The 13397-nt window shown below is 67.8% G+C and carries 8 protein-coding genes and 1 pseudogene; 4 read left to right on the forward strand and 5 right to left on the reverse strand.

What is annotated here, in order from left to right; all coding sequences use genetic code 11:
- Nucleotides 1–32 precede the first annotated feature (32 nt).
- Both AC5P7I_RS15210 and AC5P7I_RS15215 read left to right on the forward strand, forming a co-directional pair.
- Nucleotides 33–1804, forward strand: a pseudogene (locus AC5P7I_RS15210) (chloride channel protein).
- Nucleotides 1805–1905: 101 nt separating this feature from the next.
- Nucleotides 1906–2622: an MgtC/SapB family protein gene (locus AC5P7I_RS15215; RefSeq protein ID WP_014647448.1), complete on the forward strand. Its 717-nt coding sequence runs from the start codon at nt 1906–1908 to the stop codon at nt 2620–2622.
- Nucleotides 2623–2695: 73 nt separating this feature from the next.
- On the opposite strand, the gene AC5P7I_RS15220 is transcribed toward AC5P7I_RS15215, so the two are convergent.
- Nucleotides 2696–3103 carry a MerR family transcriptional regulator gene (locus AC5P7I_RS15220; protein WP_069116465.1) on the reverse strand — a complete coding sequence of 136 codons (408 nt, stop codon included), beginning with the start codon at nt 3101–3103 and terminating at the stop codon, nt 2696–2698.
- Nucleotides 3104–3166: 63 nt separating this feature from the next.
- Between AC5P7I_RS15220 and AC5P7I_RS15225 the strand changes: the two genes are divergently transcribed.
- Nucleotides 3167–3994, forward strand: a complete 828-nt coding sequence (locus tag AC5P7I_RS15225; protein WP_164077801.1) for a methyltransferase domain-containing protein — start codon at nt 3167–3169, stop codon at nt 3992–3994.
- 80 nt (nt 3995–4074) lie between these two features.
- On the opposite strand, the gene AC5P7I_RS15230 is transcribed toward AC5P7I_RS15225, so the two are convergent.
- From AC5P7I_RS15230 to AC5P7I_RS15245, 4 genes are all read right to left on the reverse strand, one after another.
- A complete protein-coding gene (locus AC5P7I_RS15230) occupies nt 4075–4338 on the reverse strand; it encodes a DUF6959 family protein (protein WP_223224455.1) in 264 nt (87 codons plus the stop codon).
- A 148-nt stretch (nt 4339–4486) separates the two neighbouring features.
- Nucleotides 4487–5329 carry an OmpA family protein gene (locus tag AC5P7I_RS15235; protein ID WP_032962546.1) on the reverse strand — a complete coding sequence of 281 codons (843 nt, stop codon included), beginning with the start codon at nt 5327–5329 and terminating at the stop codon, nt 4487–4489.
- Between the two features lie 61 nt (nt 5330–5390).
- Nucleotides 5391–11213, reverse strand: a complete 5823-nt coding sequence (locus AC5P7I_RS15240; RefSeq protein ID WP_495222167.1) for an ESPR-type extended signal peptide-containing protein — start codon at nt 11211–11213, stop codon at nt 5391–5393.
- Nucleotides 11214–11448: 235 nt separating this feature from the next.
- Nucleotides 11449–12429: an AraC family transcriptional regulator gene (locus AC5P7I_RS15245; protein WP_032962548.1), complete on the reverse strand. Its 981-nt coding sequence runs from the start codon at nt 12427–12429 to the stop codon at nt 11449–11451.
- A 693-nt stretch (nt 12430–13122) separates the two neighbouring features.
- On the opposite strand from AC5P7I_RS15245, the gene AC5P7I_RS15250 reads away from it, so the two are divergent.
- The gene (locus AC5P7I_RS15250; RefSeq protein WP_005416979.1) at nt 13123–13311 is read left to right on the forward strand and encodes a Flp family type IVb pilin; all 189 of its coding nucleotides are present in this window, start codon (nt 13123–13125) and stop codon (nt 13309–13311) included.
- The last annotated feature ends 86 nt before the right edge of the window (nt 13312–13397 follow it).

Genomic DNA, 13397 nt, shown 5'->3' on the forward strand with positions numbered 1-13397 from the left:
CGACCACGGTGGCGGCGTATCATGCCGCCACCATGTCACTGCCTGTTTCGCCATCGCGCCTGCATCTGGCCTTCCAGGGCCTGCGCCTGCGCCTGCGCGGCAGCGACCTGTGGTTCATCGCGCTTGCCCTGCTGGTCGGCCTGATCGCCGGCTACCTGACCCTGCTGCAGTCCGGCATCGCACGCTGGCTGCAGGGCACCCTGTACGGGCTGGACGACGGCATGCGCCTGAGCTCCCTGCCCGCGCTGACCTGGACCGCACTGCTGGTGCTGCCGCTGGGTGGCCTGCTGGTCGGCCTGGTCAGCCTGGCCGCGACCCGGCTCAAGCGGCCCCTGCTCGATGCGGTCGAAGCCAATGCCCTGCATGGCGGGCGCATGTCGATGCGCGACAACCTCATCGTGCTGACCCAGACCCTGCTGTCCAATGGCTGCGGCGCCTCGGTCGGGCTGGAGGCTTCGTATACGCAGATGGGAGCGGGCAGCGGCTCGCAGCTGGGCAGGGTGATGCGCCTGCGCCGCAACGACGTGCGCATCCTGGTCGGCGCCGGTGCCGCCGGTGCCATCGCGGCCGCCTTCGGGGCGCCACTGGCCGGCGCGTTCTACGCCTTCGAGATCGTCATCGGCGCCTACACCCCGGCCGCACTGGCGCCAGTGGCGGTGGCCGCGCTGGCAGGTGCATTCGTGGCCGACCAGGCCGGCATCGAGCCCTACCTGCTGCCGGCTGCCTCGACGATTGATGTCCGCGCCGCCGACTACGCCATTTACGGCCTGCTTGGCTGCTGCTGCGCGATGGTCGGCATCGCGGTGATGCGGCTGATCGCCTCGATCGAAGGCACGGTCAAGCGCAGCCCGTTGCCGCTGTGGGGTCGGCCGGTGGTGGGCGGCCTGCTGCTGATTCCGCTGGCCCTGGCCAGCCCGCAGGTGCTGTCGTCCGGCCATGGCGCGCTGCACCTGGACCTGACCACGCACCTGCCGCTGATCTGGATCGGCGGCCTGCTGACCCTGAAGTGCCTGGCCTCGGGCATCTCGCTCGGGTTTGGTTTCCGCGGCGGCCTGTTCTTCGCCTCGTTGTTCATGGGCACCCTGGTCGGCGCCCTGTTCGCCGGCCTGCTGGCGATGGCCACTGGTGTGCCGGTGATCGATGCCACGTCCGCCGCGCTGGCTGGCATGGCAGCGTTGGCCGCCGCCGTGGTCGGCGCACCGATGACCATGGCCATGCTGGTGCTGGAAGGCACCCACGACTTCCTGCTGACCAGCGTGGTGATGAGTGCGGTGCTGGTCTCCAGCACGCTGGTACGGCAGTGGTTCGGTTATTCGTTCTCGACCTGGCGCATGCACCTGCGCGGCGAGACCATCAAGAGCGCACGCGACGTGGGCTGGGTGCAGAACCTCAACGCCGGCCGGCTGATGCGCAAGGGCGTGGCTACCGCGCCGGCCGATCTCGATGCCGCCACGTTCCGCCAGCGCTTCCCGCTGGGTTCGGGCAGCCGGGTGATCCTGATCGACAGCGAAGGCCATTACGCAGGCATCGTGCAGATTCCGCGCGTCTACGGCGACGGCGTGAAGCCGGAGACCATGATCGGCGAGCTGGCCGAGAACCGGGACGTGTCACTGTCACCGGCCGCGGACGTGGTCAGCGTGATGCAGCGCTTCGACCAGACCCAGGCCGATGAACTGGCCGTGGTCGCCGCCAACGGCCAGGTCCTGGCGTGGTCTCTGAAGCCTTCGTCCGCAAGCGCTACGCCGAGGAACTGGACAAGCGCCAGCGCGAACTGATGGGCGAGCGCGTCGACGACACCGACTGACCCCGCAAAAAGGGGACGGAGGGGATTAAGTCGTTTCTGACACTTTCGAAATCCGCGCATGGCGTGGATCTACTGTCACCTCGACCGGGTAGACTCCGGCCATGCGCTTCATTGAGACCTTCCAGGCCGGTCCCTTCGCCGACACCGTGGTCAGCCTGCTGGCCGCCTTCGTGCTGGGCACGCTGATCGGCGCCGAGCGCCAGTACCGGCAACGCACCGCCGGCCTGCGCACCAACGTGCTGGTGGCAGTGGGCGCCGCCGCCTTCGTCGACCTGGGCATGCGCATCGCCGGCAGCGCCGAGGCAGTACGGGTGATCTCCTACGTGGTCTCCGGTGTCGGCTTCCTCGGCGCCGGCGTGATCATGAAGGAAGGCATGAACGTGCGCGGCCTGAACACCGCCGCCACCCTGTGGTGCTCGGCGGCGGTCGGCAGCTGCACCGGCGCGGACATGCTGGCCGAGGGCGTGCTGCTGACCGTGCTGATCATCGCCGGCAACACGCTGCTGCGGCCGCTGGTGAATGCGATCAACCGCATCCCGATCAACGAGGCGGCGACCGAAGCCACCTACGAAGTGCGCCTGAGCGTGGATGCCGAAGCCGTACCGCGGGTGCGCGAGCGACTGGTCGATGCGCTGGAGGCCGCGCAGTATCCGGTGGGCGATGTGCAGGTGGTCGAGCATGCCGACGCGCCTACCGACGTGATCGCGGTGCTGGTCAGTACCGCGGTCAGTGCCGACGAGCTGGATCTGGTGCTGGCACGGATGGAGCACGTGCCGGGGGTGCTGCATGCCACGTGGGAAGTCAGCACCCGCGACTGAATCATCCACGCAGGGCGTGGATCTGCCGAGGTCGTGCTGCAGTGGATTCACGCCATGCGTGGATACGCTTCTCTCACCCACCCGCCATGCGCTGCTGTGCCCGCAGCAGCTTCCGGAACGAGCCGCACTTCCGGGCATCCTCTGCCTGCGGGCAGGCCGCCGCACGTTGCAGGTGCCGGCGTACCCGTTGCAGCTGGATGATCTGCCGCTGCAGCACATCAGCCTGCGCCAGCAGGGCCTCACGATCCAGCGTAAGGCATCCGCGCTGCGGCGGCAGCGATGCGCCGATCTGCTGCAGCGACAGCCCGGCCGCCTGGCCCAGGCCGATCAGTGCCAGCCGCTCCAGCACCTGCTCGTCGTACTGCCGGCGCAGGCCGCGACGGCCCAGTGCCTGCAGCAGCCCAAGCTGTTCGTAGTAACGCAGGGTCGAGGCCGGCACGCCACTGCGCTTGACCACTTCGCCGATATCCAGTTCACGCACGGGCTTGACCTCAAGTGACCTTCAAGCGCCAACCTATGGGCGACTTCCCTGCAAGGCAAGACCATGACCCGTACATCCCCCGTTGATCAGAGCGCCCTGTGGAACGGTCCTGGCGGCCAGGTCTGGGTTGCGCAGCAGGCCATTCTCGATGGCCTGTTCCAGCCCATGGCCGACCTGCTGGTGGCCGAACTTCCGGAGACCGTCATGCAACTGCTGGATGTAGGCTGCGGTACCGGTGCCAGCCTGCTGGCATCAGCCGCCGCACGCCCAGCGACACACAGCACCGGCCTGGACATCTCCGCGCCGATGCTGGCGCTGGCCCGCCAGCGCGCCGAGGCTGCGGGACTGGACGCGGACTTCATCGTGGCAGACGCGCAGCGCCATCCTCTGCCGTCCGCGCACTTCGACTGGATCCAGTCGCGGCTGGGCGTGATGTTCTTCGAGGACAGCCAGGCCGCGTTCGCCAACCTGCATCGTGCCGCGACACCCCGCGCTGGGCTGCGCTTCATCGCCTGGCGCAGTGCCGACGAAAATCCATTCATGACCACGGCCGAGCGCGCCATCGGCGATGCACTGGATCTGCCGCCCCGGGTACCCGGCGCGCCGGGACAGTTCGCCTTCGCCGATGGCGGGCGGGTACAGCGGCTTGTGCAGGCCGCCGGTTGGAAGGATGTGGAGGTGGTTGCGGTAGACCTGCCCTGCTCGATCGCCCGCGAAGACCTGCCCACCTATGTCGGCCAGCTGGGCCCGTTGGGGCTGGCCCTGCGCTCAATGCCGGAAGCCCGTGCCGCAGTGCTTCGCCACCAGGCGCTGGCTGCATTCGCGCCGTTCATCGAAGGCGACCGCGTACGCGTGGATGCCGCCTGCTGGCTGGTCCGCGCCCGCGCGTAGGAAAAGGGGACGGAGGGGATTAAGTCGTTCTTGCCCCGCGTGTGCAGGAAACGACTTAATCCCCTCCGTCCCCTTTTTCTTTACAGCGCCTCGCCGGCGTCGGCCAGGCGCGATTCGATCAAGGCGTACCACTGCTGCAGCACGTCGATCAGCATGTCCAGCTCGGCGTCGGTGCGCTGTGCGCGGCCGCTGCGTAGGCAGGCCTGGGCTTCCTGCAGCTGGGCCAGGAACCCTGCCACGGTATCGGCCTGCAGGATCAGGCCGGGCAGGCGCCGGCCCGGGATGCGCACCACGGCATGGTTGCCGAGCTGGCCGTACACGCTGAGCGTAGCTTCCGTCTTCATGGAGAGTGGCAGGAATTGGGCATTCATCGCGTGCACCGTTTGTAGACCTGAGCCGCAGGCAGGCGTGGACGACGGGGGAGACGTTGCCACGCCTGCCGGCGGTCAGGGGGGACTCGGGATGCCGGGGCACAGCCCCGGCGCAGGAGGGTCAACGTGGCTGTGCCATCCCGGCGATCTGCACGCGCCGGTTCGGCGCCAGGCAGGCAATCAGCTCGCGCCGGTTGCGCTGCCCGCACTGCACGATCGGCTCAGCCGCGCCGCGTCCTTCGGCGCTGATGCTGGCCGCAGGCACGCCGCCCTGCACCAGCGCGCTGCGCACGGCCTCGGCGCGGCGCTGCGACAGCGCCTGGTTGTAGCTGGCGCTGCCGATACGGTCGGTATAGCCGGTCACCCTGATCGACTGCACCTGTGCGGCTTCGCGTACCTGCGCCAGGATGCCCTGCACCGCCTGCTGCCCTTCCGCGCTCAGCACCGCGCTGTCGAAGCCGAACAACGCGTCGGCCGACAGCCGCAGCGGCTGTTCCGGCAGTGGTGCCGGTGCCGGTGCCGGCGGGACCGGTGGCCGCGGCGGCTCCAGCACGGCCGCGCACGATTCCGGCTTCCAGTAACCCGCCTGGGCGATGCCCTTGCTGTCAAAGCGGACCTGGAACTGGCAGGTGAAATACTCCGCACCTTGCGCGGTGCGGAAGTTGAACAGGTAGTTCCACTCGCGCACGCCCCACATGCCTTCATTGAAATGCGGCGTGCCCAGCAGCGTGTACAACTGCCGCTTGCTCATGCCCGGCGCGAAGCGGCGCAGGTCGGCGACGTCCGGATAGATGCCTTCCTTCAACGAGGCCCTGGAGGCCTCCGGGAACTGCACGGCGGTGGCTTCGACGGGACCGTCGGTGGCCGGCGCATGGCTGCGGCAGGCGGCCAGCAGGCCCATCCCCAGGATCAGGCCCAGCGTAGCGGCATGTTGGCCGGCGCGGGCGATGCGATGCTGTTTCATGTCATTCCCCCTGTAGACGTTTCCGCGATGCCGGGCCGCGGGCGCGGCCCGGCGGCGGGGATCACCACTGGATGCCGGCACCGACGGCCACGCCGGCCTCGCCACGGCTGTTGGTCGAACCGCTGAACTTGTAGATCCAGCGCCCGCCTTCGGAGACACCGGAGATGCCCAGCGCCACGCCCGATTCGCCGTTGTAGCTGCCAGCCGCGATCGAGGCCATGCTGCGGCCCGCCTCGCTGGGCTGCGGCAGCGCTGCGGTGGCCATCGCCGAGGCGATACCGGCCGAAGCACGGTTGTCGGTCTTGCGCAGGTCGCGCTCGAAGCCACCCATACGCTCGTCGGTGTAGGCCTTGGACCAGTCCAGGGTCTGCGCCATGCCCGACTTCAGCTGATCCACGTTGACCGCGTCGGTACCGGCGGTGCCAGCGGCAACGTTGCGCACCGTGGTCGGGCCGCTGCTGGTGCTGCCCAGGGTGACGCTGTTGTAGTTGGTCGCACCGTTCACCGTGGTGTCGTAGCGGATGGTGCCCTGCTGCGACGCCTGCAGCTGGCGCACGTTGACCGCGTCGGTGGCCTGCGAGCCGTCGGCCACGTTGACCACCTGGCGTTCGGCGCCGCTGGCACCCACCGAGACCGTGTTGGCCCGGTTCGCCACCGAACCTGCACCCAATGCCACCGAGTTGTCGGCCTGCGCCTGTGAACCATTGCCGAGCGCGGTCGAGTTGGCACCGGCGGCAGTGGAGCCTGCACCACCGGCGGCGGAGTTGGCGCCGCTGGCGGACGGATCGGCCAGGTTGTTGGTGTTGTTGGCGCGGAAGCTGCCCGCCACGTTGGTGATGTTCTGGATCTTCTGGTCGGTGTACTTCTTCGACTCGTCGATGGCGTAATTCACGCCGTTCTTCAGCTGGCCGACATTGGTTGCGTCGTAGGTGTCCGAGCCGTCGGCAACGTGGGTGATCTTGCGCTCGCTGCCGCTGCTGCCGACCGAGACCTCACCGGCCGAGTTGCTGGCACCGGTCTGGCCGTAGGCGCCGGTATAGCCGCTCTGTGCGCCAACGCTGGCCACCGAACCGGCACCCAGCGCCACGCTGTTGCCGGCACTGCTGCTGGCACCGTTGCCGACCGCCACGCTGTTGGCACCGGCTGCTCTGGCCTGCGGGCCGACCGCCACCGCTTCCGCACCGGCCGCGGTGGCTGCGGCCGCCGTCGAGTTCACCGCCAGGTAGGCACTGCCACCGCCACCGTTGGTGATGCGCTGGTTGAGGACCTTCAGCGAGCCATCGACGGCAGTGAAGGCGGCGGTGACGTTGTTGTAATCGCCGCTGGTGAAGGTGCCATCGGTGGCGATGCTGGAAATGCTGAACGTCGGCGCGGTCCACGCGTTGGTGGTGCCGTTGTAGGCAGTGGTGCCGCCGAAGTAGTTGGCGATGGTGCTGTGGGTGCTGAACAGCTGGTCGCCGGTGATGGCGTCGCTGCTGCCGGCCAGGATGCTGCCGGCGGCGACGTTGGTGATCTTCACCGCACCGGTACCGGTGCCCGTCAGCGTCACGCTGTTGAGCACGTTGCCACTGCCGTCGACATCGTATTTCACGGCCAGCTTGTCGATCTCGCCGGTCTGGTCGGCAACGTTGGCCAGCGAGTTGCTGACCGCATCGAAGGCGGTGCCGACGTCGTTGTAGCTGCCCTTGGTCACGGTGCCGTTGGTGGCGACGTTGTTGATCGAGTACGTCGGTGCGGTCAGGACGCCGCTGGCGCTGACCGCAGCACCACCGCCGAGGTGGGTGGCCACAGCCTGGTTGGCGGCGAACAGCTGGGCCCCGTTGATGGCCTCGCTGCTGGTGGCGCTGACCTGGCCCGGGCCGAGATTGCGCAGCGTGGTGGCGGTGCCGGCCTGGCCCAGCGTGGCGCTGGCATAGTTGACGCTGCCATCGGCGTTGAGGTCATAGCGCAGTGCCCCCTGCTCCGAGGCCTGCAGCTGTCCCACGTTGACCGCATCGGTGGCCGCGGTACCGGCCGCCACGTTGATGACCTGACGCTCTGCGCCAGCGGCACCGATGGAAACCGTGTTGGCACGATCGGCAAGGCTTCCCGCACCCACTGCGATGCTGTTGGCTGCCGTCGCCCGCGCATTGGTGCCGACCGCGATCGAATCGGCGCCGCTGGCCACGGCCTCGGTACCGGTCGAGTTCACCCGCAGGTACTTGGTACCGCCGTTGCGGATATCGGTGATCTGCGTGTTGAGGTTGACCAGCGAACCATCCACCGCCGCGAAGGCATCGGTGGCGTTGGTGTACAGGCCCTGGGCGATGGCGCCGGTGGTGGAGATCGTGCTGATCTCGAACAGCGGTGCGGTGAAGATGCCGCTGGCCGGGTCAAAGGCTGCACGACCACCGAAGAAGCTGGCGATCGCGCTGTTCGTTGCCGCCAGCTGGCCACCGTTGACGGCCTCGAGGCTGCCCGCGGTGACCGCACCGGCGGCGAGATTGCCGATGGTGGTGGTGCCGGTGCCTGCGCCGAGGGTGACCCGTCGATAGTTCGGATTGCCGCCGGCGTCCAGATCGTAGGTCACCGCAGCATCCGCCACGCCGTTGATCAGGCTGATCGCGCCCTTCAACTGCGCCACGTTGACCGCGTCGGTGTTGCCGCTGCCCGCAGCCACGTTGGTGATCTGGCGCTCGCCCCCACCGGCGGTGCCCACCGATACTTCACCGGCCGAGACCTGCGGCGCCGTGAGGCCGTAGGCACTGTAGCTGGCCTGCGCGCCACGCAGTGCGGCCGAGCGGTAGCCCAGCGCGACCGAGTTGGCCTGGTTGGAGGTGGACTCGGCACCCAGCAGGGTCTGCCCGTTGGCGGTGCCGACGGCACTGTCGCCGACGATCACCGAATGGCCCATGCGCGCGGCATAGTCGGCCGTCGGCACGCCGGTCGGGTTGCTGGGATCGTTCACGCCATCACCGGGGAAGGCGACATTGGCATCGACCTTCGGCAGTTCATGCCGTGCGTTGGCACCGATCACCACTTCCTTCGAGCCGTTGGCGAAGGCGCCGTCACCCATCAGCACCTGGTAGTCCTGCGCCGCGTTGACGGCCCAGCAGGAGATGTCGGCCAGCGCGATGTCCAGACACTTGGCCGCCCACGCCGGGGAATCCTTCGGCAGCAGCAGGCCCAGCAGGCCACCCGGATTGCCGTTGTTGATGTTGTAGATGTAGCTGTCGGAAGTGACGCCACCGATCAGGGTCAGGTGCGAGCTGCCGCCCGTGGCCGCGCCGCCCAGACCGTTGAGCGTGCTGCCGACCGGCGACAGGTTCACCACCGGCAGGCCCAGCACATTGACCGTCGAATAGGTCTGCATCACGTTGGCATTGCTGAGCTTGAGATTGCCATTGCTCAGGTAGCCATTGCCGCCGAACAGGCTGGTGGTGGTCGGCCCGATCAGCTGGCCGACATTGCCGACCAGGCCACCGGTGCCGATGATCAGGCCGGCATTCGGGTCGGCCGGCGCCGGTGCCTTCGGGCTGGTCGGCGGGATCGCCGACGGCTGGGTCAGGCCGAGACTGCCGAGCGTGCCACCCACCAGGCCACCCACGGCGCTGCCCAGGTTGCCGACAGTGCCATTGAGATTGCCGTTGAGCAGGTTGCCCACCGCGCTGCCGACGTTGCCCAGCGTGCTTCCCAGCACACCGCCCAGGCCTGTGCCGGGGCTACCGGTGGTGCCGTTGAGAATGCCGCCCACTGCACCACCGACCGTGCCGACGGTGTTGTTGAGCGTGCCGCCCACTGCACCGCCGACCTGGCCGACAGTGCCGTTCAGTGCGCCACCCACCGCACTGCCGACGGTACCGACAGTACCGTTCAATGCGCCACCGACTGCGCCCACCGTGTTGTTGAGCGTACCGCCCACTGCGCTGCCGACCTGGCCAACGGTGCCGTTCAGAGCGCCACCCACCGCACTGCCGACGGCACCGACAGTGCCGTTCAGAGCGCCACCGACTGCGCCTACCGTGTTGTTGAGCGTGCCGCCCACTGCACCGCCGACCGTACCGACAGTCCCGTTCAGAGCGCCACCCACGGCGCCGCCGACCTGGCCAACCGCGCCGTTGAGCGCGCCGCCCACTGCACTGCCAACAGTGCCGACAGTACCGTTCAGAGCACCGCCAACTGCACCACCGACTGCGCCGACCGTGTTGTTGAGCGTGCCACCCACTGCGCCGCCGACCTGGCCAACGGTGCCGTTCAGAGCTCCACCCACCGCACCGCCGACGGTACCGACGGTGCCGTTCAGTGCGCCGCCAACTGTGCCGACCGTGCCGTTCAGAGCACCGCCAACTGCACCACCGACTGCGCCGACCGTGTTGTTGAGCGTACCGCCCACTGCGCTGCCGACCTGGCCAACGGTGCCGTTCAGAGCGCCACCCACGGTGCCGCCGACCGCACCGACCGTGTTGTTGAGCGCGCCGCTCACGGCGCCGCCAACTGTGCCTGCCGTGCCGTTCAGTGCACCGCCAACTGCACCACCGACCACGCCGACTGTGTTGTTGAGCGTGCCGCCCACTGCACCGCCGACCGCGCCGACTGTGCCGTTGAGTGCACCGCCCACTGCGCCACCGACTGTTCCGACAGTACCGTTCAGAGCGCCGCCCACTGCGCCACCGACCGTGCCTACCGTGCCGTTCAGTGCACCGCCAACTGCACCACCGACTGCGCCCACCGCGTTGTTGAGCGTGCCACCCACTGCACCGCCGACCGCGCCGACTGTGCCGTTGAGTGCACCGCCCACTGCGCCACCGACTGTTCCGACAGTACCGTTCAGAGCGCCGCCCACTGCACCGCCAACCGTGCCAACGGTGCCGTTCAGCGCACCACCCACCGTGCTACCGACCGCACCCGCGGCACCGTGAAGCGTCCCGCCGACAGCATCCACTGTTCCGCCCACCAGACCGCCGACGCCCAGCGCGCTGTGCTGCGCGGCTACGGTTGCCTGCCCGGCCAGCTTCAGGTTGCGATCGGCGACTACTTCCTGGCCGTCCGGCGCCTGCACGCGCACCTTGCCCGCGGCGCCGGCATCGAACGCGGCACTGATGGCGCGATCATGCGTGTCACCCGGCAGTTCCTCCTTGGCCGGCAGCGTGACCGCCGCCGTCGCCCGTGCCTGGCCCTGCCCCTCGATGTGATGGCCAGCCACCGCCAGATGCGCGTCGGTGTCGCCGTCGACAGAGGCCTTCAGGGACGAACCGCTGAGGCCCGCTGCCGCCTGGGCACCCGAATCGATCGAAGCGACCTGATGGCCAGCGATGCCGACCTTGGCCCTGACGCGCGCATCGGCAGCCACGCCCAGCGGCGCCTGCGCGCCCGGCGCAACGTGCGCTGCCAGCGATGCATCCACCTGTGCCGCCTTGATCGCAGTGTTGCCCAGGCCGACAGTGGCGCGTACATCGGCCGCCAGCGCCGGCACGGCCACCTGCTTCGGCGTGGTGTTCGCTGCCAGCTTCACCTGCACGGCGGCCGGCAATACGTCACGCACCACCGGCAGCGATGTGGTGTTCAACTGCAGGCCCAGGCGAGCGTCCGCACTGATCGCGGGGTTGCTCTGCGCCTGTCGCGCGGCGGCAGCCAAGGCCACTTCCGCGTCGACCTTGACCGGCATCGGCTGCGCATACTTCGCCGCAAGCGCTTGCAGGTCGCGCAGCGACTGATTGGTTTCCGATGCCCCTGCGTGGCCGCTGGCCAGCGCGCACAGCAGTGCCAGGGCCAGCGCGGTGGGCATCAGCAGGAAGGCGCGCGGATCGCGTGCGGCGCCGCCGCCGCTGTCGCCGGTGGCCAGTTCCGAGGCCACAACCAGAGCATTGAGCTGGCGGTTCCATACACGCCGGTAGATGCGGTTCATGAGCATTTCCCCCGTAGGCGAACAACTGGAATGTCAGTGGACTTGCCGTTAGGCAGGTGACTGACATTTCAGCGGTTGCAACGGTGGCGGCGCACTTCAATCCGGCACGGCAATCGCGCATTCCGGCAAATCCACGGCCGGAATCGGCAGCCGTTTATGCAGAAGCGGCAACATGATCGGCAAGCGGATGTGCAATTCCGGCACGAATGCCGCGAAAACCCTTGCGGGGCTTGGCTCAGGCCGGTTGGCCGATCTGCGCGGGCGCGCGCATCAGGGTATCGCGCGGCAGTTCGCCGAATACCTTGCGGTAATTGTCGGCGAAGCGCGAAAGATCCCACAGGCCGCAGCTGAGGGCGATGGCTTTCACCGAGCGACGGCTGGAATCGGCCATCGACAGGCTGCGGCAGGCCGCGCACAGGCGCAGCATGGAGAGATACCGGTTGGGCGAGGTTCCAAACAGGTCCTCGAACGCATAACGCAGGCCGCGCTCGCTGACCCCAGCCGCATCGCAGATTTCATTCATGTAGATATTGCGGCGCAGGTTGAGCCGCATGAAGTTCTCTGCCCGCTGTGCGATCAGATAATGCGTACGCCGTGCACGGCTGCAACCCGGGCGATCCGCCGCACCGGCACCCAGAAGGGCCTGCACATGCTCGTGCAGCAGGGTTTCAGTTTCTTCCGGCTGCAGGCCTGCACCCTGCCCCAGCTGCAGGTGCAGCTGCTGGTAGTGGCGTGCCAACGGCGTGCCTTCGCTGGCCAGATTGAACAGTGACAGTGCCTGGCCAGCGGGAGGCGTGCTGCGCAGGCTCAGTTCGGTCAGCTTGCGCTGCACCCGTGCCACCGGCAGCAGCATCAGGGTCATGTGCGTGCCTGGGCTCAGGGTGAACTCACTGATGCCTTCCGGCATGATCGTCAACGCCATCCCCGGCGTGAGCGGTACGCCATGGCACCAGCTCAGCGTCTCATCGGTGGCGTGCAGGTACCCGAGCATCGCCCAGTCCGGCGGCAGCATGAAACGGCCGCGGCAGTGGAAACCGCAGCTGATGCTGCAGAACAGGGCTTCCTCGTGCACGCGCGAAGCGAATGCCGCACGTGGCCCATTGCCATCGAGCAGCAGCAGTTCGACATCACAGACACGAAGCACGCCGCTCAGCGTGGCCAGGTCTATCGACCGCAGGCCGCTGTCGCCGCTGTCTCCTACCCCACCATCGACCATGACAGTGTTGTCCCCCGTTGATCCGCCATGCGATGCGGCCCCCACTGCCTGACAGGGCGCGCAGCGATCCAGAAACCACTTCCGTTGTCGTGCAGGCCGCATCGGCTCCGATGCGGCCAACCATGGAAATGCAACAGCTTGAATGCGAGTATGCCCGATAATCGGCGAAGGTAAACCCGCGGGCTGCAATGAAGAAAAAGGATACACAGATGAAGAAAATGTCGGCGCCATTGGCATGGTCCTCGCATGCGCCGGAAAATGGAAATCACATAATCTGCACGAGCATGAATCGTTTTGCCTTCGAACGGATTCTCGTCACAGAAACGCCCTGAAAGTTTCAGCATCGCGGGGTTTCTGCCGAATTTGCATATAGGTTCCTGTTGCAGCCAACTTCCATTCAGGCAAAGTCGATAGCACGGTGATCCGGCCAACTGATCCGGCCGCACCCAGGGGGACAGCATGACCACGCACGCATCATTGGATGCCTCGACCACCGGCCCCGGGCCGAGCGGTCGCGACCGTGCGGCTGGCGGCCTGCCTGGGGACGATCACCCTGCTTGAGCACAGCGGGCCCATCCCGCCGTGCCTCCTCCGCCAGGACGCGCGGAGGCCCACGGACGATCCCGGCGGAGCCGGGCCACCGCCCAACGCAGGTGTACTGCATCCGCAGACAGGTAGAGGGAGACATTGGTCATGAACGCATCGATCCGCAAATTCCTGAAGGAAGAAGACGGTGTCACCGCGCTCGAGTACGGGCTGCTGGCTGCCGTCATCGCTGGTGTCCTGATCGCGGTCGGCAACGACCAGATCAAGGGGTTCTTCGAAACGCTGTTCAAGAACCTCTCCGCACTGGCCACCAAGGCGTCGGGCTCGACGACCTGAGCGGCGACCGCGCGCGGCCGGCAGAGCCGCGACGGTGGGGCGCATGGAACCAGGCGAAGACCGTCCAGTGACGGACGACGGAGTGT

The sequence above is a fragment of the Stenotrophomonas sp. YJH_SMC_138 genome (assembly GCF_059369855.1).

Excerpts from the sequence above, each read along its gene's own strand:
- AC5P7I_RS15230 (WP_223224455.1), bottom strand. The coding sequence starts at position 4,338 with ATGAAGACGGAAGCTACGCTCAGCGTGTACGGCCAGCTCGGCAACCAT.
- AC5P7I_RS15225 (WP_164077801.1), top strand. The coding sequence starts at position 3,167 with ATGACCCGTACATCCCCCGTTGATCAGAGCGCCCTGTGGAACGGTCCT.
- AC5P7I_RS15240 (WP_495222167.1), bottom strand. The coding sequence starts at position 11,213 with ATGAACCGCATCTACCGGCGTGTATGGAACCGCCAGCTCAATGCTCTG.
- AC5P7I_RS15245 (WP_032962548.1), bottom strand. The coding sequence starts at position 12,429 with ATGGTCGATGGTGGGGTAGGAGACAGCGGCGACAGCGGCCTGCGGTCG.
- AC5P7I_RS15250 (WP_005416979.1), top strand. The coding sequence starts at position 13,123 with ATGAACGCATCGATCCGCAAATTCCTGAAGGAAGAAGACGGTGTCACC.
- AC5P7I_RS15235 (WP_032962546.1), bottom strand. The coding sequence starts at position 5,329 with ATGAAACAGCATCGCATCGCCCGCGCCGGCCAACATGCCGCTACGCTG.
- AC5P7I_RS15215 (WP_014647448.1), top strand. The coding sequence starts at position 1,906 with ATGCGCTTCATTGAGACCTTCCAGGCCGGTCCCTTCGCCGACACCGTG.